General features: G+C 49.0%; 20 protein-coding genes. 1 reads left to right on the top strand and 19 read right to left on the bottom strand.

Going from position 1 to position 21,342, the window contains the following annotated elements:
- Positions 1-17 precede the first annotated feature (17 nt).
- From murJ to rfbD, 17 genes are all read right to left on the bottom strand, one after another.
- Positions 18-1,559 (bottom strand): murein biosynthesis integral membrane protein MurJ, encoded by a 1,542-nt coding sequence (murJ, locus tag H3L94_RS06120; protein ID WP_182121296.1) that lies wholly within the window; start codon positions 1,557-1,559, stop codon positions 18-20.
- A gap of 148 nt (positions 1,560-1,707) precedes the next feature.
- Complete coding sequence (gene mnmC1, locus H3L94_RS06115) at positions 1,708-3,264, bottom strand: FAD-dependent 5-carboxymethylaminomethyl-2-thiouridine(34) oxidoreductase MnmC1 (protein WP_182121295.1); 1,557 nt, start codon at positions 3,262-3,264, stop codon at positions 1,708-1,710.
- Positions 3,265-3,291: 27 nt separating this feature from the next.
- Positions 3,292-4,677, bottom strand: a complete 1,386-nt coding sequence (locus H3L94_RS06110; RefSeq protein WP_182121294.1) for a phosphomannomutase/phosphoglucomutase — start codon at positions 4,675-4,677, stop codon at positions 3,292-3,294.
- 14 nt (positions 4,678-4,691) lie between these two features.
- Entirely contained in the window at positions 4,692-5,294 is a 603-nt protein-coding gene (locus tag H3L94_RS06105; RefSeq protein WP_182121293.1) for a methyltransferase, read from the bottom strand.
- Between the two features lie 108 nt (positions 5,295-5,402).
- Positions 5,403-6,434, bottom strand: a complete 1,032-nt coding sequence (gene trpD / locus H3L94_RS06100) for an anthranilate phosphoribosyltransferase (protein WP_182121292.1) — start codon at positions 6,432-6,434, stop codon at positions 5,403-5,405.
- Positions 6,435-6,503: 69 nt separating this feature from the next.
- Positions 6,504-6,950, bottom strand: a complete 447-nt coding sequence (locus H3L94_RS06095; RefSeq protein ID WP_182121291.1) for a GatB/YqeY domain-containing protein — start codon at positions 6,948-6,950, stop codon at positions 6,504-6,506.
- Between the two features lie 35 nt (positions 6,951-6,985).
- Complete coding sequence (locus H3L94_RS06090; protein WP_182121290.1) at positions 6,986-7,147, bottom strand: hypothetical protein; 162 nt, start codon at positions 7,145-7,147, stop codon at positions 6,986-6,988.
- A 12-nt stretch (positions 7,148-7,159) separates the two neighbouring features.
- Entirely contained in the window at positions 7,160-7,504 is a 345-nt protein-coding gene (locus tag H3L94_RS06085; protein ID WP_182121289.1) for a hypothetical protein, read from the bottom strand.
- Between the two features lie 83 nt (positions 7,505-7,587).
- Entirely contained in the window at positions 7,588-8,070 is a 483-nt protein-coding gene (locus H3L94_RS06080; protein ID WP_182121288.1) for a hypothetical protein, read from the bottom strand.
- Between the two features lie 114 nt (positions 8,071-8,184).
- Entirely contained in the window at positions 8,185-8,754 is a 570-nt protein-coding gene (locus tag H3L94_RS06075) for an aminodeoxychorismate/anthranilate synthase component II (protein ID WP_182121287.1), read from the bottom strand.
- 21 nt (positions 8,755-8,775) lie between these two features.
- Positions 8,776-9,873: a glycosyltransferase gene (locus H3L94_RS06070; RefSeq protein WP_182121286.1), complete on the bottom strand. Its 1,098-nt coding sequence runs from the start codon at positions 9,871-9,873 to the stop codon at positions 8,776-8,778.
- Entirely contained in the window at positions 9,870-11,114 is a 1,245-nt protein-coding gene (locus H3L94_RS06065; RefSeq protein ID WP_182121285.1) for a hypothetical protein, read from the bottom strand. Before H3L94_RS06065 ends, H3L94_RS06070 begins: the two co-directional genes overlap by 4 nt.
- Positions 11,111-12,112, bottom strand: a complete 1,002-nt coding sequence (locus tag H3L94_RS06060; RefSeq protein WP_182121284.1) for a glycosyltransferase family 2 protein — start codon at positions 12,110-12,112, stop codon at positions 11,111-11,113. Before H3L94_RS06060 ends, H3L94_RS06065 begins: the two co-directional genes overlap by 4 nt.
- A gap of 43 nt (positions 12,113-12,155) precedes the next feature.
- The gene (locus tag H3L94_RS06055; protein WP_182121283.1) at positions 12,156-12,809 is read right to left on the bottom strand and encodes an IS1595 family transposase; all 654 of its coding nucleotides are present in this window, start codon (positions 12,807-12,809) and stop codon (positions 12,156-12,158) included.
- Positions 12,810-12,830: 21 nt separating this feature from the next.
- Positions 12,831-14,042, bottom strand: a complete 1,212-nt coding sequence (locus tag H3L94_RS06050; protein WP_182121282.1) for an MATE family efflux transporter — start codon at positions 14,040-14,042, stop codon at positions 12,831-12,833.
- Complete coding sequence (locus tag H3L94_RS06045; RefSeq protein WP_182121281.1) at positions 14,039-14,989, bottom strand: polysaccharide pyruvyl transferase family protein; 951 nt, start codon at positions 14,987-14,989, stop codon at positions 14,039-14,041. The genes H3L94_RS06050 and H3L94_RS06045 overlap by 4 nt, the downstream gene beginning before the upstream one ends.
- Before the next feature lie 55 nt (positions 14,990-15,044).
- Positions 15,045-15,914: a dTDP-4-dehydrorhamnose reductase gene (rfbD, locus tag H3L94_RS06040; RefSeq protein ID WP_182121280.1), complete on the bottom strand. Its 870-nt coding sequence runs from the start codon at positions 15,912-15,914 to the stop codon at positions 15,045-15,047.
- 343 nt (positions 15,915-16,257) lie between these two features.
- On the opposite strand from rfbD, the gene greA reads away from it, so the two are divergent.
- Complete coding sequence (greA, locus tag H3L94_RS06035) at positions 16,258-16,734, top strand: transcription elongation factor GreA (RefSeq protein ID WP_182121279.1); 477 nt, start codon at positions 16,258-16,260, stop codon at positions 16,732-16,734.
- 186 nt (positions 16,735-16,920) lie between these two features.
- On the opposite strand, the gene H3L94_RS06030 is transcribed toward greA, so the two are convergent.
- Together H3L94_RS06030 and aspS are read right to left on the bottom strand one after the other, a co-directional pair.
- Positions 16,921-19,344 carry a matrixin family metalloprotease gene (locus tag H3L94_RS06030; RefSeq protein WP_182121278.1) on the bottom strand — a complete coding sequence of 808 codons (2,424 nt, stop codon included), beginning with the start codon at positions 19,342-19,344 and terminating at the stop codon, positions 16,921-16,923.
- A gap of 142 nt (positions 19,345-19,486) precedes the next feature.
- Entirely contained in the window at positions 19,487-21,298 is a 1,812-nt protein-coding gene (aspS, locus tag H3L94_RS06025) for an aspartate--tRNA ligase (RefSeq protein ID WP_182121277.1), read from the bottom strand.
- Positions 21,299-21,342: the final 44 nt, after the last annotated feature.

The following is a 21,342-nucleotide window of genomic DNA, read 5'->3' as shown; positions in this document are numbered from 1 at the left end:
TCGGCGGCAACGTGTGTTTAAGCCATTTCGCTGCGTTTGAAATGGCGGGGGCGGAAGCCGAGCAGGGCGAGGCTGGCGAAATACAGCAGCATGCCGGCCGCAATCAGAGCAGCCAGTTGGGCAGCGCGCTGCAGGCCGCCGGCGGCCACCCAGTCGGGCTGCCACCAGCTCTCCAGACCCCACAGGCCTAAGCCCATTACCAACAGGGCGGCGGTGAGCTTGAGCAGAAAGGCCGTCCAGCCGGGTTTGGGTTGGTAAAAGCCTTTCAGGCGCAGCAGCACGTAGAGCATGGCGGCGTTGATGCAGGCGCCCAAGCCGATGGCCAGCGCCAGGCCGGCGTGTTGCAGTTTCCAGACGAACATCAAATTCATCAGCTGGGTGCAGATTAGGGTGAACACCGCCACTTTCACCGGCGTTTTGATGTTTTTGCGCGCATAAAAACCGGGCGCCAAGACTTTAATCAGAATCAGGCCGAGCAGGCCGGCGGCGTAGGCGATCAGCGCCTGTTGCGTCATTTGCGCGTCGAACACGCCGATGCTGCCGTACATAAACAGGGTGGCCACCAGCGGGAAGGACAGCACCGCCAGCCCCACGGCGGCGGGGGCGGCCAAGAGCAGGCACAGGCGCAGGCCCCAATCGAGCAGGGCGGAATATTCTTGCGGATTTTGGTTGGCGGCGTGCTTGGAGAGGCCGGGCAGCAGAATGGTGCCCAAAGCCACGCCGAGCACGCCGGTGGGCAGCTCCATCAGGCGGTCGGCAAAATACATCCACGACACGCTGCCGCTTTGCAGATAGGAAGCGAAGTTGGTGTTGATCAAGAGCGAAATCTGCGCCACGGAAGTGCCCATGATGGCCGGCACCATCTGTTTCAACACACGGTTGACCGCCGCATCGCGGAATTTCAGCTTCGGCCGTTTCAACAGGCCGATCTGCCACAGCCACGGCAGTTGGAACACCAGTTGCAGCACGCCGCCGGCAAACACTGCCCACGCCAGCGCCATCACCGGCGGGTCGAAATACGGCAAAAGCCACAGCGAAAACACGATGAACGACACATTCAGCAGCACCGGCGTAAAAGCCGGAATCGAAAATTTGCCGTAGGTATTCAGAATGCTGCCGACAAAAGACGACAGCGAAATCAGCAGAATATAGGGAAAAATCACCGGCATCATCAGGGTGGCCAGCGCAAAGCGGTCGTCGCCGTCGCGCCAGCCGCTGGCGGTGGCCAACACCACCCAAGGCGCGGCAATCACGCCGATGGCGGTCACCATCATCAGCGCAAACAGAAGCATGCCGCCCACATGCTGCACAAAAGCCTGGGTGGCGGCGGGGGAGCGGTTCTGCTTGTATTCGGCCAGAATCGGCACAAAGGCCTGGGCAAACGCGCCTTCGGCAAAAATGCGCCGCAGAAGGTTGGGCAGGCGGAAGGCCACCACGAAGGCGTCCATCGCGTCGCCCGCGCCGAACACCCGCGCCAAAATGGCGTCGCGCACGAAGCCGAGCACCCGCGAAACCATGGTCAGACTGCCGAGTTTGGCCAGCGCACCGAGTAGATTCATTCTGTTGTGTACCGTGAAACCGAAAGGTGCGGAGTTTACCGTAAGCGGCGGTTTTCAGGTAGCCGTGCACTCAGGGGCGGTATTGCGGAAAAGGTTTCAGGCTACCTGAAAGGCGTTGCGGCGGGCAGGCGGCATCTGATGACACGCTCTAATCCGCGGTTTGCCCCAAGGCGATGCGGCGGGCGAGCACGCGGTTGGGGGCGAGGGCGGCGGCCAGATCGGGCGGCAGCGGCAGGGGAAGGCCGAGGATTTGCGCGGCCAGCAGCTCGCCGCACAAAGGGGCGGTGGCCAGCCCGCGGCTGCCGTGGGCGGTATTGAGGAATACGCCGGGCAGATAAGGGCAGGGCGTGCGGAAGGGATAGCGGCGGTCGGCGGTCAGTTTGGCATAACACGTTTGCATGGCGGCGTAGTCGCCGAGCGGGCCGACGGCGGGCAGGTGGTCGTGGCAGTCGGCGCGCAGGGCGGTGTGGCCGGGCAGGGTGTCGCCCAGGCTGCGGTGCAGCTCGGGGGCGAGGGCGGCCAGAGCCTGCCGGTTGGTTTGGTCTTCTTGCGGCCGCCAGGTTTGATTTCGGTCGTGCGGCACAAAGCTGGCGCCGAAGCAGTGGCGGCCGCGGTAGGCGGGGGCGACGTAGCTGTCGCCGCTGAGGGCGCAGCGCAGCGGCGGGCTGTGCGGGCCGGCGGCAGCGAGCGAGGTTTGGCCGCGGATGGCGTGCAGCGGGAAGGGGGCGATGCCTTGGGGCAGGGCGTCGGCGCCGGTGCAGAAGACAAGGTGGCTGGCCTCCAGGTTGCTGCGGTCGTTGGCGGTGGCACAGGCCAGCTGCCAGAGGCGGCCGTTGTGGTGCACGGCCTCGAGGCGATGGCCGGGCAGCAGGCGGATATTGGGGTGGGCCAGCAGGGCGGCTACCCAAGCAGGCGGATGGATCCAAGCGCCTTGCGGCCACAACAGGCCGTCGAGCCCGTTCAGATCGGTGCCGGCCAGCGCGGCGGCTTGTTCGGCGGAAACGGGGTAATACAGGTGGCGGTTGGCGGTTTGGGCGGCCAGCGCGGCGTTGCGTTTGCCTTCGGCAGCGTTGTGGTTGAGGTGCAGCACGCCGCAGGCCTGCCAATGTGCGGGATCCAGCGTGGCGGCCAACAGGCGCAGGCTGAAGCCGTAAGTGGCTAGCAGCAGGCGGGTTTGCGCGGTGGCGTGGGGGGAGATTTTGGCGTACAGCAGGCCCTGGTGGTTGCCGGAGGCGGCTTGGGCGGGCGCGGCCTGTTCGAGCACGGTTACCTGAACGCCGCGCCGGGCCAGTGCGTAGGCGGTGGCGGCTCCGGCGATGCCGGCGCCGACCACCACGATGTGTTCCGTCGGCAGTAGCGGGGCGGCTTGCAGCCAGGGTGGGCGCGGCTCCAGGTGCTGTTCCTGCGGCGGACCGTCTTGCCAATGCAGGGGGTGGAAGCCGTAGGCCGACAGCCGGGTGGCTTCTTGCGCAGGCAGTAGCCACAGGTCGCGGCCGTAGGGGTTGCCGGCGGCGGGCAGATAGTTGGCGGCGCCGGCGGCACAGCTTTGGATGAAGTGAAAACCCGGATGATCGGTTCTCAGGTAGCCTGTGGCGGCGGCCGGCTCGTCGCAAAAAACCACCCACGCTGCCTGCGGATGGGCTTGGCAGGCGGCTGCTGCGGTATCGGCATCGGGCAGGCGGTGCCAGATCAGGGCGGCGGTCATGGTAGGCGGCGGTTGGGAGCAGGCTTTTTAGGATTCAGGCCAAACCAAGCCGGGGCGGCTGTCGATGACGGCGCGGAATTGCGCCTGAATGCGCGCCAGCGCCGCTGCGTTATCGGCCTCGAAGCGCAGCACCAGCACCGGCGTGGTGTTGGAGGCGCGCATCAGGCCGAAGCCGTCGGCAAATTCCACCCGCAGGCCGTCGAGGGTGATGCGTTGCTGCTCGCCTGCAAAGCGGGCTTGCGCGGCCAATTCGGCGATGAGAGCGTGGCCGTTTTCGCCGGTGGGCACGTCAATATTGATTTCGGGGGTGGACACGCCTTCGGGCAGGGCGTCGAGCACGGCGCTGGGGTCGGGGCTACCTGAAAGGATTTCCAGCAGGCGGGCACCGGCGTAGAGGCCGTCGTCAAAGCCGAACCAGCGTTCTTTAAAAAACACGTGGCCGCTCATTTCGCCCGCCAGCAGCGCACCGTGCTGTTTCATCGCCGCTTTCATAAAGCTGTGGCCGGTTTTGCCCATGATGGCTTCGCCGCCGTGTTCGGTGATCCATGGCGTGAGCAGGCGGCTGGATTTGACGTCGAAAATAATCTTGGCGCCGGGGTGGCGCGAGAGCACGTCTTGGGCGAACAGCATCAGCTGGCGGTCGGGGTAGATGATGTGGCCGGCTTTGGTGACCACGCCCAGGCGGTCGCCGTCGCCGTCGAAGGCCAGGCCGATTTCGGCGTCGCTCTCGCGCAGGGCGCGCATCAGGTCTTGCAGATTTTCCGGTTTGGCCGGATCGGGATGGTGGTTGGGGAAGTGGCCGTCCACCTCGCAGAAGAGTTCGGTAACGTTGCAGCCCAAGGCGCGGTAAAGCTTGCCGGCAAAGGCGCCGGCCACGCCGTTGCCGGCGTCGATGACGAGTCTGAGCGGGCGGGCCAGGCGGATGTGGCCGCTGATGTGGTTTTGGTATTCGGCGGCGATGTCGTGTTGGCGCACATGGCCGTGCGGGCTACCTGAAACAAAATCTTCCGTTTCGATGCGGTGGCGTAGGGCCTGGATGTCGTCGCCGGCCAGGGTTTGCCCGCCGAGCATCATTTTGAAGCCGTTGTAGTCGGGCGGGTTGTGACTGCCAGTGATCATCACGCCGCTGCCGCCGCAATGCTGCACGGCAGCAAAATAGAGCATGGGGGTGGCCACCATGCCCACATCAAGCACGTTGAGACCGCTGTCGGTGATGCCGCGGGCCAGCGCGGCCATCAGGGCAGGGCCGCTGAGGCGGCTGTCGCGGCCGAGGGCGATTTCGCCGATGCCTTGCGCCGCGGCGCGGGCGGCGATCGCGCGGCCGATGAGGTAGGCGGTTTCTTCGGTGAGGCTGCGGCCGACGATGCCGCGGATGTCGTAGGCTTTGAAAATATCGGGGGCGATGGCGGGCATGGGGTCTCCGAGGCTTATTTTTTAATCAGGTTGATGAACAGCTCGCGCCCGGCCCGCGGGCCGACGGAGTTGTGGCAGGTTTCGAAGGTGGCGAAGTCGAAATAAGGTGCAAACAGGGTTTCGTATTCGGCGCGGCTGCCGGAAAACGGCGGGCCGTTTTTGAATTCGCAGTCGAACAGCAGGCCGACCAAGCGCCCGCCTGCTTTGAGCAGGCGGTGGGTTTTTTGGGCATATTCGGTGCGCCGGGCGGGATCGATGGCGCAGAAAAAGGTTTGTTCCACCACGAGGTCGAAGGGTTCGGCCTGCCAGGTGAAAAAGTCGGCACAAACAAGATGCTCGGTCGGGAAGTCGGCTTGCTGTTCGGCAAAGCGGCGCAGCGGTATTTCGGCGAAATCGAGCACATATACTTCGGAAAAGCCGGCTTGATGCAGATAGGCGGCTTCGTAGGCGTTGCCGGCGCCGGGAATCAGGATGCGCAGGTCGCGGCGGCCGAGTTGGTCGAAATAGGCTTGAAGCGGCGGGGAAACGCCGCGCATGTCCCAGCCGGTGTAGCCTTGTTCGTAGCGTTGTTGCCAGTATTCGGCGCGGCTGACTTCGTGGTTGGCGGTGTCGCTCATGCGGTGTTCCTGTGGCGTGGGGTTTGGCTTGGCTGAAATTTACGTTGTCGGTTTTCAGGTAGCCTTTGCTCTGGCGGGGCGGCGGTTTTGCGGCTGGATCGGGCCGGTTCAGTGGTGGAAGGTGTGGGTGAAGGCGGCCAGTTCGGCGCGTTTGGCCAGGGCTTTGCCGCTGTTGATGGCTTCGCCTGCCAAGGCCACGCCGTCTTCCAAGGTGGCGGCCACCTGGCCGGCGTACAGGGTGGCGGCGGCATTGAGCAGCACGATGTCGCGGTGCGGGCCGGCATCGCCTTGCAATACGCTGTCCATCATCTTCAGCGATTCGGCGGCGGAGGCTACCTGAATGTCGGACAAATCGCGTTGCAGCGGCAGGCCGAATTGTTCGGGATGGATATCGTATTCGGCAATGATGCCGTCTTTGAGTTCGGCCACGCGAGTGGGGCCGGTGAGGGTGATTTCGTCCAAGCCGTCGTGACCGTGCACCACCAGCACGTGGCGGCTGCCGAGTTGTTGCAGCACGCGGGAGAGGATGCCCACCAAGTCGATGTGGAACACGCCGAGCACTTGGTTGGGTGCGCCGGCGGGGTTGGTGAGCGGGCCGAGAATATTGAACATGGTGCGTACGCCCAAGGCGCGGCGTACGGGGGCGACGTATTTCATGCTGCTGTGGTGGTTGGGGGCGAACATGAAGCCGGCGCCCACTTGGTCGATGCAGGCGCCCACTTGTTCCGGAGACAGGGCCAGCGAAATGCCGGCCAGCTCCATCACGTCGGCCGAGCCGCTGGAAGAAGACACGCTGCGGCCGCCATGTTTGGCCACTTTGGCGCCGGCGGCGGCGGCCACAAACATGGCAGTGCTGGAGATGTTGAAGGTGTGGGCGTTGTCGCCGCCGGTGCCTACTACATCCACCAGATGCTCGGCTTGGCGCACGGGCACTTTGGCGGCGAACTCGCGCATCACGGCGGCGGCGGCGGCGATTTCGGAAACGGTTTCCACTTTGATGCGCAGGCCCACCAGCAAGGCGGCAATCAGCTCGGGTTGGACTTCGCCGCGCATGATTTGGCGCATCAGGCCGGCCATTTCGTCTTGGAAGAGTTCGTTTTGATCGATTAATCGGTTGAGCGCTTGTTGCGGGGTAATCATAGGGTCTTTCTGCTTAGGGCGGTTTCAGGTAGCCCGATTAGGAGGTGCGGTGTGTTGATGGATGGCACATCAGCGGCTTAAGGCGGCTTTCAACAGGCGGCTGACTTCGGCCATGTCGGCTTGGCCGGCCAAACGGGTTTTCAGCACCCCCATCACTTTGCCCATATCGGCCATGCCGGCGGCGCCGGTTTCGGCGATGGCGGCGGCAACGGCGGCTTCGGTTGCCTCAGCAGACAGCATCTCGGGCAGATAGCGCTGCAGAATGTCGATTTCGGCCAATTCTTGAGCGGCCATTTCCTGCCGGCCGGCCTGGCTGTATATGGCGGCGCTGTCTCTGCGCTGTTTGATCATTTTGCCCAGAATGGCGACGACTTTGGCATCGTCGGCTTCGCTGCGTTCGTCCACTTCAAAGCGTTTGATTTCGGCATTGGCCAGGCGGATGGTGGACAAAGCGGTTTGGTCTTTGGCTTTGAGGGCGGTTTTCATGTCTTCGTTGAGACGGGTTTTTAAGGACATTTCGGATTCCTTGAATAAAGTGTGTGCAGACCGTTTCAGGTAGCCTCGGCAACGGCGCGGGCTTGCGGCAGATACGGTTGCAAGGTGCGGCTGATGTCGATGGCTTCTTCTTCATTGAGGCATTGGCACAAGGTAATCAGCCTGCCTTGGTAGTCAAAGCGCAGCCAGGTGTGTATGGGCGTGAGCCATTCGACCATAAACGGCGGCGTTCAGATATCGTCTGGCGGTGTTTCGGTGTCATGATGCCAACGTTCGATGCCGGCACCGGTATAGCGGCGCCAAGGGCTGATCGGCAAACCGAACAGTTGGCGCTGAAAGCCAAGCTCGCCCGGCCTGACTTGCAAGACTTGGGCGCCGAAAAACAGCCAGGTCGCGCGACGCAGGGCGGCAAAGCAAATCAAGCACCATATCAGCAGCCAGATCAGGTTGAACAGCCCGTTGTTGGCGCTGAATGTTTGGACGGTGTGCAGATAATAGGGCAGAACCTTGACGGAGGAGATCAGGCAGATCAGCAATTCCGCAGCACAGAAGAGTATGTTTTGCCAGTGCTTCACCGGCGACAGAGACAGGGTCAGCATGCCGGTGCCTGGTTCCAAGCGGTATCGTTGGGAAGTGGGCATATCGGTTGGAGCAGCGTTTATCGGCGCGGAACGGAAAACAGATTCCGACGGCAAGAGCGGTAGGGGTGGCAGGAAACCGGTTGTTGCCGGCGGTTCAGCAGCCACACGCGCTCATCGTTTTCAATCTGCAGATAAGCCACACCGCCGGGCAGGTGAACCGGCAGCGGATTGCGGTAAGCGCCCCGATACAGGATTTTGGTTTCCGGATTGCTCTGCCAGGCGGCCAGTTCCGAGGAAATCAGGCGGCTGCCGACCTCGGCCAACAGGGCTTGCTGGCCGCTGCTGTCGGACTGTATCTGCAACACATAGTATCGTCCGCGATGCACAAAATAATGCGGGATGTCGAACGGCACGTTTGTAGTCTGGGCATTCAGCGCAGGCGGCAAAGCTTCGCGGCTGGCACGGCTGACATGCTCGTGCGTGCCGAAAGCGCAACCGCTAAGCGTTGAGCTGCCCAAGATGGTCAGTGTGAAACCAGTCAGTAAGCGTGAGGCAAACATGGCGGCTCCGAAACAGAAAAATCGGCGCATAGCTTACCTGAAAACCGCTGCGGCAGACAAATGGCTGCGGTGGGAGAGAGTAGCAAGCGCTGCTTTGGGCAGCATTTGCTCCAATCAAGCATGCTGTTGCAAGAAGTTGCGCAGCATATCGTGGCCGTGTTCGGTAAGCAGGGCTTCGGGGTGGAATTGAACGCCTTCAATGGGGAACTGCTTGTGGCGCACCCCCATGATTTCGCCGTCATCCGTCCACGCTGTAATTTCCAAGCATTCCGGCAGGCTGGCACGGTCAATCACTAGGCTGTGATAGCGGGTGCAGGTAACAGGGTTGGGCAAGCCTGCAAACATGCCGCTGCCTTGATGGTGTACCGGAGACACTTTGCCGTGCATCAGCGTTTTGGCCCGCACAATCTGCCCGCCGAAAGCTTCTCCTATGGTTTGATGTCCTAGGCAAACGCCCATAATCGGCAGTTTGCCGGCAAACTGCTGCATGGCGGCCACCGAAATACCGGCTTCCTTGGGCGAACATGGCCCGGGGCCGATGACCAAATATTGGGGATGGAGTGCTTCGATTTCCGATACAGAAATATCGTCGTTACGCCGCACCAATACTTCTTGGCCCAGTTCGGCGAAGTATTGCACGATGTTATAAGTGAAGCTGTCGTAGTTGTCGATGAAGAGGAGCATATTTTAAGTTAAATATAAGAATTATTTTTGATGATCAAAGTGTTGCAGTGTCAATTTTTCAAATAATTTAATCCATTGCGGAATTATATTGTCGATTAAGAGATATTTAACTGAGAGTTGTACTTCTTCTGAAATAGGGAAATCATTTATTCTTTTTAAAACATCAATAAATTGATCTGTATTATTTTGCTCAATTAAATACCCATTTATATTATTCTTAATTTGGTTTCTAGGCCCATAAGGACAGTCATATGAAAAGCATGGGATGCCAAATGAAAAAGCTTCTAAGATGTTTAAACTAAATCCTTCAACTTTAGAAGTTACTACTAAACATCTTGCATTTTCAAACATTACTTGTAAATTGTTTTCATTTTCGATAATAGTAACAAAATTTGATAAGTTGTTTTCTTTAATATAGTCGGATAAATGGTTTTTTAAATCTCCACTTCCATACATCTTGAAGTGGAAATTTTTTTTCCATAATCGGCTTTGATTAAATATTTTTAAAGCTTCTAATGGTTGTTTTTCTTTTGAGAATCGACCAATATACAGAATATTATTATTTACTTTAGGTATAGGATAAAACTTTTCAATAGGATTGGGAATAATGCAATAGTTAATATTTTTTGAATAAAAATAATCCCCATCTTCTTTTGTTAATGCGATATTTATATTAAGTCTTCTAATTAACTTATTTCGTAGCCATGAAAAAGGCTTATTATTTATATAGTAAGTGGAAGTATGATCGCAGCCTATAATTATATTTTTATTTTTACCAAAAAAAGAAAATATAATAGAAAGTAATGGAGAAGAAGTAATCCAAATTTCATTATGTTTGTTTTGAAAATAAGGCTTTATTCTTAAATAAGATTTGTATATCCATAAAAATTTTTGGATTAGTGAGAGTTTAGTTGTTTCATATATAGGCAATTTTAAGATAATTAATTTTACCTTTCTATTTAATTCAAAGGCAGGTTCAGAAACTGCAGATAGGCTATAAATAGAAACATTCATTCCCATTTTTATGAAAGCATTGGAAAGAAGAGAAATAACTCTTAGTACACCTCCGCGATAATTCTTATCGAAGCTGTGGACAATGAAATTTATATTATAGCTCATGATCCACTCCTAAATTTAATTGAAGCTAATAATAAAAGAGTTTGTATCGACATAATAGCAGGTATATATAATAAAGCTTCTCCTTTATAGTGCAGAGTTAAATAATATAAAAATGTGATTATACTTAATAATCGATATTCTTTTATTATGAAGATTCTAATATGAAATGACCACTGAATAATGATTATATAGACTAATCCAAAAAGACCATAAAAAAGTAAGTTTCGCATATAGCCTGAGTCAGTATGCATATAGTAAGATCCATCTATATTGGTATAACGTCCATCACCAAATAAAAGCGTATCAAAACTTAATTGAAAATACATTCTATTTAATAATACATCAGTAGATTGAGTTGATAGTTTTCCAGTTTCGGAATAATTATATAAAAACTCAAAGATGAAAGGTAAAAGGTTATTGTCAATTTTTATGCGAATAAAATCAGGGATAGCTACGTAAAATATTAATAAAAAAATAGTAATTAAAAGAATGATAATTATCAAATTTTTAATTTTGCTAAGAATATTTTTTTCAGATAATAAAAAATAAGATATCCCGAATATTAACCCGACAAATGCAGTTCTTCCAGAAAAGAATGAGCCTATTAAAATTAGAAGAAAAAGATAGATAAAATTTAGAGTTGCCCAATACTCTTTCTCTTTTGAATAGCTAAAAAATAGTAATATAAAAGTTAAGCCAAAAGCACTAGATAGAGAAAAGAAAGGATTTCCTGTTAATGCAAGTGCCCTCAAATTATTATATCCAATCCCTAAATTTATAACTATTTCTTTTTGGAAAAATCTAACTATGCTTAAAACTGTAGGTGATAAAAAAGCTAAAATTTCAATGGCTGATTGGATAGCCATTATATTTATAATAAATAAAGCCATTTCTTTTGTATTGTCTTGATTTTTAATGATATATTTATTTATTAATGGGAATAAAAAAATGGTTGTAACAATAGTAACAATAGTTAATGTATTACTTTTAAGAATGGAAAAGTCGAAAGTTTCATGAATTATAGCTATAGATATTCCAATAGGGATAAGTAAAAAAGTACCAAGTAAAGAACAAAATAAAAATTTATTTTTTAATAATTTAAAAATTTCCTTTTGGAAATCTTTGCTTATTAAGAAAATTGCCAATAATACAAAAATTGAAATAGCTAATGAGCTATGAATAAGCGGAATAGGAAAGTTGAATATTATAAAAAATGATAGAATGTAAGTAATAATTTTCATTTGAACTTATCTTTAATTATAGAATAGATACCAATATAAGTGATAAAAGAGGTAATAATTTTTTTAATTTCTATAATAGAAAAATTTTTGGTTCTAAACAAAAAATAGATCCAACGTTTTGCTAAATATTCTTTTATAAGCTTGTTTTCAGATTGATTAATTATTTTATTATATATATTTAATATGCAATTAAGTGATATGGTTTCATCAATCCAATTTTTGCTCATGGTTTTTGTATATAGGTAAATTTCATCTTTATTTAAACTTATATTATTGTTATGGAGAATAATTTCATATATTTTTGAATGGCTTTCAATTCGTTCGGCCAGATTTTTTTCTCCCAGTCGAGTTTCACTATTTGTTAAGAAACGGTAATCTAATAAAACATCTGGCAGGTTAGCAAATTTGACTTTTTCAGTACTTAATTTAACCCATAGGTGATAATCTTCTACTCTAAAAAAATTTTTATCATATTTAAATATACCATTATCTACTAATTCTTTTCTTATCATAATTGTTGGATGGAAAAGAGGAGATGCAACAAACATTTTTGCAATAATTCTTTCATGTTTAGTTGGATTAAGTAGTTCTTTTTCTTTTATGCCCTCTCCAAAAATTTGCATCGCACTACCTAAAATAGCAATATCAGGATTTTTCTCTAAAAATTCTACTTGTTTTTGAATTCTATCTATTCTTGATACATCATCTGCATCCATACGAGCAATGTATTTTCCATTACATAATAATAATCCTTTATTTAAAGTATCAACTAATTTTATATTTTTCTCATTTTCTATATAAATAATACGGCTATCCTCAGATGCTAATTTTTTTAAAATTTTGCCAGTATTGTCAGTAGATTGATCATTTAAAACAATAATTTCCATATTGGAATAACTTTGTTCCATAATTGATCGTATAGCTAGCTCAACAAAATCTTCAGCATTAAAGCACGGAATGATAATAGATACTAAAGGATTTAATAGATAATTATTCATATAGAATTAGTACTTAAAATTTTGGGGCTGAAGTAGAATAGCCCTAAGTACCACACCAAAGCCTCAGAGTTTTTAACTGCTGCTTTGGTGGGCCGAAGTTAAAACGAAATTCACATTCTTTCAAGAACAACGGGAACGATTTACGGTCGATACCGTTGTATTTGCGCACTACCCGTTTTGCCTGATTCCAAAAATTCTCAATACCGTTGATGTGGTTTTGACTGTCGGCAAACAGTCTGCTTTGGTTGATGCGGTGATGGGTAAAACCACTCACATCCAAAACATCATAAACTGCCAGACAATCTGTATAAACTATGCTGCCCAGCATGATTTTCTTTTTGATAACAATAAATAAGCTTTCCCGCTTAGAGTTTTCTACCACCACGGTATATACCTTGCTGCTGCGTTTGAGGATACCGAAAACTGCTACTATTCCTGTGGCACCGCGCCCACGCTTTCCTTTACGCTTACCGACGAAATAGCTCTCATCCAATTCTATGGTACCTTCAAAAACCTGATCTGCTTCCAAAGTCAAATGATGGTTGAAGGCGGGGCAGATTTTGCGGTAAAGCAGTATGGCGGTGTTAGGCTGGATATCCAAGATATCGGCAGCAGAGCGTGCGGTTACTTCCAGTACAAAATATTCAAGCAGCTTTCTTTGTATCGTCTTTTTTAATTTACAGTGGGTTATCTTCATTTTAGTAGATTAGCATGACTGCTAATCTACGTCAGCCCATAGTTTTTTTATTGGATACCGATATAAATAATATAATGAGAAAAAAAGTCTGGTGGTGCTAGCAATCATCAAGCTGATGGCAATACCAAATAAGTTGTGTTCTCTAAATATATAAATTGAAATTGAGAAAATAATAATTGAGGAAAATTGTCTAATTATTAACGGAATTTGCTTACCTATAACTATCATATTTTGTGATAAAATCCATGAAAATCCTGAGATCATAGAAGAGATAGCCAGCAAAATTAAGGCATCATTTATTTCACTATATTTTTGGCCAAATAGAAAATTAACTGCGTGGCTGCCAAATAATTGAATGGATATTAAAATGATAAGACAAATAATAATTAGAGTGGTTAATAAGGTTTTTGTTTTATCTAAGTTATTCCAAATATTTGAGTAATGATAATTGGCAGCTGATTGAAACAATCTACCAATAAGTCCATCTAAAGCTAAATAAACAGAGTAAATCCCTAAAATATAGTCACCTAAGAAAAAAGTGATTAAGTATTTATCCAAATTTATGGTTAATACACCAAAACATTGGAATAGGTATTGCTTTATCCAAATTTTAAAAAAAGATGAGAACTGAATTTTGCTTTTAATGGCTTTATATTTTTTTCCTAAATTTATTAAAAATAGTAGACTAAATATTGATAAAATTACATAAGACAAAGTTAAATATGTTAGTCCTGTTTTTAGATGAATTGTTCCCAGTGTTAAATATCCAAAACCAAATAGCATCAGATTGATACAAGGTTGAAGTATAGTTAAGAATTTATAAGCTGTTAATTGCTGATCAATATTGGACTTTTCAATTGTAATTAATGTAAGTGAATATAGAGCGACGCAAAACATTAATGTATTCGAGTATTGGCTAATGTTAGTTATAAATAAATGAAAGATAAAGGTAATTGGGAAGGTAATGGCTATGTATCCTAAAATAAATTTAGCCCATCCTTTATATTCGTTATTTTTTATACCTATACCTAAAGCATAACCCACTCCTCCGACTGAGATTGTTGAAATGACAATAATGTTAGTGAGGATGAATTGTAATGCGCCCCTATCTTCAACAGTTAATACCCTAGCTAGGGTAATAGATAGCAATATTGATAGAGCTGAGCTTGCTATTGTTGCTAAAAATAAGCCAGATGAATTCTTGTATTTTTTAAGATAACTTAATAAGTTCATATTCTTTTAAATTGACTAAATCTCACTTTATTTGTCCATAAGTCAAAATAACCTTTATTTTTTCCATATGAATTATCGTATACTGTATTAGGGATGTCTAATAAACAAGATAAAATATGCCCATGTAGGCGAGTGGTAACAACTTTTTGATATTCTGAAAATAATAAGGAGCTATTATGTATTAGTTGTAAGCTTTTATTGTGCCAATATGAATTCATACAGTTTTTGATATTACTCATTTCAAGATGCCGTATTGCTAAGAGAAATTTGACGTGAATGTTCCAAATTGTTTTATCAGAAATGCTAATAGTATCTGGCCAGTCAAGAATGGTAGCTTGTGCTCTTTTTGCTACTTGAGTTAGTACAGCTTCTGTATTTGTTTTTTCGATATCTTTTCTTAAAAAGAATAATGTTTCATTCTTGATGTGATTACTTTTTTTCAGTTTCCCATATAACTGGTGCGCCATATCTGGTGAAAGATAAACATTCTCTGAAAATTTTTCCATTAAGTAAAAAGTAGGTTCATCCCTTGCAAATAGGTGGCAGTCATTATGCTGCCTAAAGATCTCAGCTGAAGACTTTTCAGTTTGTTTATTTTTGAAAAATGCAGTTTGAGGAAAAACAATAATACGATTAGAGGGATAAGTTTGAATGACTGCTTCACGAAGCCTCTGGGTAACAGAGTATAAGTCACCAAAATTTCCTCCCCCGTGGCATAAAATCGTAGTATTGGGAGTGATAATATATCTTAGTTCTTTAATATTAAATGAAGTCCAAGGGCGCCTAAACTTTACCTGAATATTATTCTGCTTAAAAAACTCCTCAGTGCCATGATAGATTAATAAATCACCAACATTTAAATGGAATGGATAATCTAGATAAACAACATCGCTTTTATCTATAATCAAATCTGCGATAAAATTTAATTTTTGTTTTAATTCTTGCATAGCAGAGCATGGGGTTGTATTACGTGTCATGATTTTTAAATTTTAGGGTATAAGATTATTGGTTTTTCAGTATGTTCATATCGAATAAATTCAGATGTTTTAAAGCAAGTTGCCAATCTGAAGGTAGATAACCAAGTTGGCGAATTTTCTCGCAACTTAATACACTATACGGCGGTCGAGGTGTTTGTTCATCTATTTGTATAGAGACTGTTTCTTGAATCGTGGCTTTCACCGGGCGAATCTTTTCCAAAGCATGGAGAATGATTTGGGCAAATTCGTATCGGGTTACCGGAACATCGCCGCAGAAATGATATATCCCAGGTGTCATTTGTGGCTCTTGTGCGAATTGAATCATCAGCTTGGCTAGGTCGCCGGCGTAAGTGGGGCAACCGATTTTGTCGGTCACGACGGAGATTGTTTCTTGATCGGCCTGAGCGATAATGTCTTTCACAAAATTACTGCCGTATTCGGAAAACACCCACGAACTGCGGATGATGATGCTGTCCGGGTTGGCGGCTAGGGCCAGTAATTCACCAGCCAATTTAGACTTGGCATAGGTACTGAGCGGATTGGGGTAGTCCAATTCGGTGTAGGGGCTGTCTTTTTGGCCGTCAAACACATAGTCGCTGGAAATATGGATAAAGCGGACGTTATGTTTGGCCGCAGCAGCAGCCAAATTGCGTACGCCCTCTGCATTGACGGCGAAGACTTCGTCTTTGTTGTGTTCGGCTGCTTCAAGGTCGGTATAGCCTGCGGCATTGATGATGACATCAGGCTCGAAATTTTGCACCATATTATTGACGGCTTGGTCATGGGTAATGTCTAAGGTGGTGGAATCGGCGGCAATCATTTCCCAGTGTTCGGGCTTTTGCTGTTTCAGGTTTTGGCCGACTTGGCCTTTGGCACCGGTCAATAATATTCTCATCAATATACCTTTCGGCTGTTTTCAAATAGATTTTTTGTTTTTTTTCATCTTGTTAAATAAGATGATTAAAATCATTCGAGCTTGAAAATAAGAGATTTCAATTATAGCAGTTTATACTGTCTGCTGTATTGATTTGTTAATGTTTTAAATTGGATCAGATCACAACCTTGCTCTATGTCAATACTTGGCGCCCCAGATGCTATCTGCTACAATGCTACGTAGACAGATACTACAAAAGCCGCCGTTTTTTCGGGCGGCTTGCCTTTTTATTTATGGAAAAAACGGATTCGGGCAGCGCTTAAGGAGACACTGCCCGAATCCTACTTTATGTGGAGAGTGCAGTATGCAGAAAATCCCTTTAACCGTGCGTGGCGCCGAATTATTGAAGCAAGAGTTGCAGCAATTGAAAAGTGTCGCACGTCCTGCGATTATTGAGGCCATTGCCGAGGCGCGTTCTCATGGTGATTTATCGGAGAATGCCGAATATGAGGCGGCCAAGGAGAAGCAGGGTTTTATTGAAGGCCGTATTGCAGAAATCGAGAATAAGCTTTCTCAGGCCCATGTGATTGATCCGACAGAAATCCATGCCGAAGGTAAGGTTGTTTTTGGCAGCACCGTGGTGTTGGAGGATTTGGAAAACGAAACTCAAGTCCGTTACCAAATTGTTGGAGACGACGAAGCCGACATCAAAGAAAGCAAAATTTCTGTCAGCTCACCTATTGCCCGTGCCTTGATTGGTAAGGAGGAGGGTGATGTGGCTGAGGTGCAGGCTCCGGGTGGTTTACGGGAATACGAAGTGGTGGAAGTGCTGTATATTTAGTAGAGCTCTTCTTAAGTGAGGTCATATATGTGGCTGGGTATCATTCAGACCGTCTTATGAGTATAATTTAACATCTCTTCAAAACTCAACATCACCCAAAATCCAAAACTGTACATTGCAGTTTTGGATTTTGGGTGATGTTGAGTTTTGAAGAGATGTCTATTTCAGCTCTTAATAGAATTCAGCTTAAATCAGGCTGAAACTGGTATGGTCGAGCTGGTTCAAGCCGCTGCCCTGCAGAGTGGCGAAGTGGACAGCTGTGCTGTTGCCGTTGCCGTCAACGTCGTAATACAGTTTTCCGTCGGTTTGGTTGAACAGAATGCGCTGTCTGCTGTTGGTAGCGCTGCTGCCCAAACCAAACTCGGCCGCTTCGATACTGCTGTCCAAGCCACCACCGAAGATGGCTTTGCCTAGGGCGATTTTGTCCATGCCGACAGCAAAATCTTTCACGATATCTACATTGCCGCCGCCCAAAGCGCTGTCGAAGACGAAGGTGTCTTTGCCGGCACCGCCGTAGAGGATGTCTTTGCCGGCGCCGCCGTAGAGCACATCGTTGTTGTGCTCGCCGTAAAGGGTATCGTTGCCGTCGCCGCCCCACAGCCGGTCGTCGCCCCAGCCGCCACCGAGCAGGTCGTTGCCGCTGTTACCGTATAAACGGTCGTTGCCGCTGCCGCCGAAGAGGCGGTCGTTGTTATGCTCGCCGTAGAGGACGTCGTTGCCTTTGTCGCCCCACATGTGGTCGTCGCCCCAGCCGCCGGTGAGGACGTCGTTGCTGTCGCCGCCGTAGAGTTTGTCGTTGCCGCTGTTGCCGTAGAGTTTGTCGTTACCGGCTTCGCCGTAGAGCATATCTTCATTGTGCTCGCCGTAAAGGGTGTCGTTGCCATCTCCGCCCCACAGCTGGTCATAGCCCCAACCGCCACTGAGAAGGTCGTTGCCGGCGTTGCCGTAGAGCTTGTCGTTTCCGCTGTCGCCGTAGAGCCTATCATCGCCGTGCTCACCGTAGAGGGTGTCGTTGCCGTCTCCGCCTAACAGCTGGTCGTTGCCCCAACCGCCGCTGAGAAGGTCGTCTCCAAATAACCCAGTGATCGTATTGTCAAGTGAATTACCTGATATTCGATCATTAAAATTTGAACCAACAGCGTTTTCAATATAAGTACCGAATCCGATAAAAGCTTGGCCAGTTGCAGTAAGCAGACTGGCTTTGTTGCCGGTATAAATCCAGCCACCAGGTGCTAGGTTGATGAATACGTTTTGGCTTGCGTTGGCGGCAGTTAGGGTATCGTTGCCGGCGCCGTCCCAAATGTAGCGGTCGGTAAGTGTGTAGGTATTGTTGCCGCTGCGTGCGGTTTTGTTGGTACCGAAGAGGTAATGGACGGCGGCTAAATCAAATATTTTCAAACCTTGGTTTTGTGTATGGCCGTTGGTGTTGTAGGTCATCAGCGTATTGCCAAGGTGTTCTTCTTGAGTGCTGAGAAATGGGCCGTCGTCGGTGCCGTATTGGCCAGGGTGTTTTAATCCTAGACTGTGGCCGACTTCATGCAGCAGGGTATCGTAGCCATCTTGACCGTGAGCGAAGGCTTGATTATTGGTGCCGTATAAATTGGAATTTAAATGGACGTCGCCACCAAAGTATGCGTAGCCGCTGGTAATCCATTCTGAGGAATCAAAGGCTTGATGTTGGCCTTTACAACAAGGGCAGACATTTTTTCCGATGCGGTAGTTATTGCTGGCTTCTTTTAAGTCGTTTAGGTAAAAACGGAAATCGGCTTGACCATCGGCGACTTCTGTGAAGGTGATGTCGGCTACTTTGCTATAGGCTTCTAATGCTTTACGGACATTGGCTTTTTGCGCTGCACTATACTCCCTAAAGCCGGTGAAAGTTTCGCCGGTTGCAGCATCGTGGCTGTTTACGGCAAAGCTGTAACTTACTTTCAATGCTTTGCCGATGCCTTTCCATTTGTTTTGGCTGGCGGCCAGATAACCTGTGCGCTGCCCGCTGTAGACGGCGTCTATAAAATAAGGCAGTGCAGTTGCACCTTGAGTATAAATGACTTTTTCAAAACCGGCAGGTACTTTGTAGTTGCTGACGGAGACGTAGACTGTATCAATATCATTAAACCAAGGAGTAAAAAGGTCGCCTTTCAATGAAACATTGTTGCCGTTTATGGTGGCAGTAAAGGCAATTTTTTCATTGACTTCATCATCAATATGGTCTACGTAATAAGTGTCTGATCCCTTGCCGCCAAACATTTGGTCAGCGCCGCTGCCGCCGTTTAAGACATCGTTTCCAAAGTAACCAGCCAAAAAATCATTGCCCGTATCGCCATATAAATTTGTTTTTAAGGAATTATTGGTCAATACGGTATCGTTTCCCGTACCGCCATAAAGGTTATCGTTAAGCATGCCACCGGCGATGATGTCGTCTCCGCCTAGACCATAAATATTCTTTTTGAATATATTGTTACCATTAATGAGTTCTGGCCATTCGGTGCCATAGTAGCTGTCTGACTGGTTGATTTGAACAGGATACGCTTGGGTGGTAGGCGTAAAAATATTGGTCACATAATGGCTGCTAACTGGGCCGGCTGTTTTGTTGTTGGAGTGACTCATTGGCGATCCTTCACTTATATTTAAGAGATTTTAGGTGGACTTATAGGGAGTTGATTGTATCGTTCAATTCTGTGGCAGACTAGAGAAAATCAAAAAAGCAGGCTACCTGAAGCTTTCAGGTAGCCTGTTGCCGTTCAGCGGCTTAAGCTTCTTTAGGATTTTCTGTTGCTTTGGCGCGCAGGCGGAGATTGAGTTCGCGCAATTGTTTGTCGTCCACCGCGTTGGGGGCGTTGGTGAGCAAACATTGGGCGCGCTGGGTTTTGGGGAAGGCGATCACGTCGCGGATGGATTCGGCGCCGGCCATCAGCGTGACCAAGCGGTCGAGGCCGAATGCCAAGCCGCCGTGCGGGGGGGCGCCGAATTTGAGGTTGTCGAGCAGGAAGCCGAATTTTTCCTGTTGCTCTTCGGGGCTGATTTTCAGGGCGGCAAACACTTTTTCCTGAATGTCGGCGCGGTGGATACGGATGGAGCCGCCGCCGATTTCCCAGCCGTTGAGCACCATGTCGTAGGCGCGGGCCAAGCAGTTTTCCGGATCGCTTTCCATCCAGTCTTCATGGCCGGGCTTAGGCGAAGTAAACGGATGGTGCATGGCGGCATAGCGGTCGTTCTCTTCGTCGTATTCGAACATGGGGAAATCCACTACCCATAAGGGCCGCCATTCATCGACGAAATAGCCGTTCTCCGCGCCGTGTTCGTGGCCGATTTTGATGCGCAGGGCACCGATGGCTTCGTTGACCACCTTGGCTTTGTCGGCGCCAAAGAAAATGATGTCGCCGTTTTGCGCCTCGGTTTGGGCAATGATTTCTTTCAAGCAGTTTTCAGACAGGAATTTGACGATGGGCGATTGCAGGCTGCTGTCTTCGCCGTTGCTGATGTTGCTGACGTCGTTGACTTTAATGTAAGCCAAGCCTTTGGCGCCGTAGATGCCGACAAATTTGGTGTATTCGTCGATGTCTTTGCGGCTTAATTTCGCACCGTTCGGCACGCGCAAGGCCACCACGCGGCCGCCTTTCATGTCGGCAGCGGCGCGGAATACTTTGAATTCTTCGTTTTTCATTAAGTCGGTCAGCTCGGTGAATTTGAGCGACACGCGCATATCGGGCTTGTCGGAGCCGTAGTAGAACATGGCTTCGGAATAGGGCATGCGTGGGAAATCGCCCAAGTCCACACCCAGTGCGTCTTTGAACACCTGTTTGGCCATGCCTTCGGTGATGTCCATGATTTCATCCTCGCTCAGGAACGAGGTTTCCAAGTCGATTTGGGTGAATTCGGGTTGGCGGTCGGCGCGCAAATCTTCGTCGCGGAAGCATTTGGTGATTTGGTAATAACGGTCGAAACCGGCAACCATCAGCAGCTGTTTGAACAGCTGCGGTGATTGCGGCAGGGCGAAAAACTCGCCCGGATGCACGCGGCTGGGCACCAGATAATCGCGCGCGCCTTCGGGAGTGGAGCGGGTGAGCATCGGCGTTTCGATGTCGATAAAGCCTTGGGCGTCGAGATAACGGCGCACGCCCATGGCGACCTGATAACGCAGGCGCAGGTTGCGCTGCATTTGCGGGCGGCGCAGGTCGATCACGCGGTGGGTGAGGCGCACGTTTTCGCTGAGGTTGTCCTCGTCGATCATAAACGGCGGCGTGGCGGCGGCATTGAGCACCTCGATTTCCTTGGCCAGGATTTCGATTTTGCCGGATACCATTTTGTCGTTGGTGGTGCCCTCGGGGCGGTTGCGCACGCGTCCGGTGATGCTGAGCACGTATTCGTTGCGGGAAGCATCGGCTTTGGCAAAGGCTTCCGGGGTGTCGGGGTCGATCACCACCTGCACGATGCCTTCACGGTCGCGCAGGTCGATGAAAATCACCCCGCCGTGGTCGCGGCGGCGGTGTACCCAGCCTTTGACGGTGACGGTTTGGTCTAAATACTGTTCGTTAATCAAGCCGCAGTAGTTGGTGCGCATAGTGGATGGTCTTTCTTTCTTTTAAAACTGAGATTGAAACTGAT

Source organism: Neisseria shayeganii (genome assembly GCF_014054965.1).
In the GTDB taxonomy this organism is placed as follows: Bacteria; Pseudomonadota; Gammaproteobacteria; order Burkholderiales; family Neisseriaceae; genus Eikenella; species Eikenella shayeganii.
The sequence above is the reverse complement of the archived record's forward strand: the minus strand, read 5'-3'. Positions and strand labels throughout refer to the sequence as shown.

Bases quoted from the DNA above. Each gene is read 5' to 3' on its own strand.
- murJ (WP_182121296.1), bottom strand. From the start codon at position 1,559: ATGAATCTACTCGGTGCGCTGGCCAAACTCGGCAGTCTGACCATGGTT.
- mnmC1 (WP_182121295.1), bottom strand. From the start codon at position 3,264: ATGACCGCCGCCCTGATCTGGCACCGCCTGCCCGATGCCGATACCGCA.
- H3L94_RS06110 (WP_182121294.1), bottom strand. From the start codon at position 4,677: ATGCCCGCCATCGCCCCCGATATTTTCAAAGCCTACGACATCCGCGGC.
- H3L94_RS06105 (WP_182121293.1), bottom strand. From the start codon at position 5,294: ATGAGCGACACCGCCAACCACGAAGTCAGCCGCGCCGAATACTGGCAA.
- trpD (WP_182121292.1), bottom strand. From the start codon at position 6,434: ATGATTACCCCGCAACAAGCGCTCAACCGATTAATCGATCAAAACGAA.
- H3L94_RS06095 (WP_182121291.1), bottom strand. From the start codon at position 6,950: ATGTCCTTAAAAACCCGTCTCAACGAAGACATGAAAACCGCCCTCAAA.
- H3L94_RS06090 (WP_182121290.1), bottom strand. From the start codon at position 7,147: ATGGTCGAATGGCTCACGCCCATACACACCTGGCTGCGCTTTGACTAC.
- H3L94_RS06080 (WP_182121288.1), bottom strand. From the start codon at position 8,070: ATGTTTGCCTCACGCTTACTGACTGGTTTCACACTGACCATCTTGGGC.
- H3L94_RS06075 (WP_182121287.1), bottom strand. From the start codon at position 8,754: ATGCTCCTCTTCATCGACAACTACGACAGCTTCACTTATAACATCGTG.
- H3L94_RS06070 (WP_182121286.1), bottom strand. From the start codon at position 9,873: ATGAGCTATAATATAAATTTCATTGTCCACAGCTTCGATAAGAATTAT.
- H3L94_RS06065 (WP_182121285.1), bottom strand. From the start codon at position 11,114: ATGAAAATTATTACTTACATTCTATCATTTTTTATAATATTCAACTTT.
- H3L94_RS06060 (WP_182121284.1), bottom strand. From the start codon at position 12,112: ATGAATAATTATCTATTAAATCCTTTAGTATCTATTATCATTCCGTGC.
- H3L94_RS06055 (WP_182121283.1), bottom strand. From the start codon at position 12,809: ATGAAGATAACCCACTGTAAATTAAAAAAGACGATACAAAGAAAGCTG.
- H3L94_RS06050 (WP_182121282.1), bottom strand. From the start codon at position 14,042: ATGAACTTATTAAGTTATCTTAAAAAATACAAGAATTCATCTGGCTTA.
- H3L94_RS06045 (WP_182121281.1), bottom strand. From the start codon at position 14,989: ATGCAAGAATTAAAACAAAAATTAAATTTTATCGCAGATTTGATTATA.
- rfbD (WP_182121280.1), bottom strand. From the start codon at position 15,914: ATGAGAATATTATTGACCGGTGCCAAAGGCCAAGTCGGCCAAAACCTG.
- greA (WP_182121279.1), top strand. From the start codon at position 16,258: ATGCAGAAAATCCCTTTAACCGTGCGTGGCGCCGAATTATTGAAGCAA.
- H3L94_RS06030 (WP_182121278.1), bottom strand. From the start codon at position 19,344: ATGAGTCACTCCAACAACAAAACAGCCGGCCCAGTTAGCAGCCATTAT.
- aspS (WP_182121277.1), bottom strand. From the start codon at position 21,298: ATGCGCACCAACTACTGCGGCTTGATTAACGAACAGTATTTAGACCAA.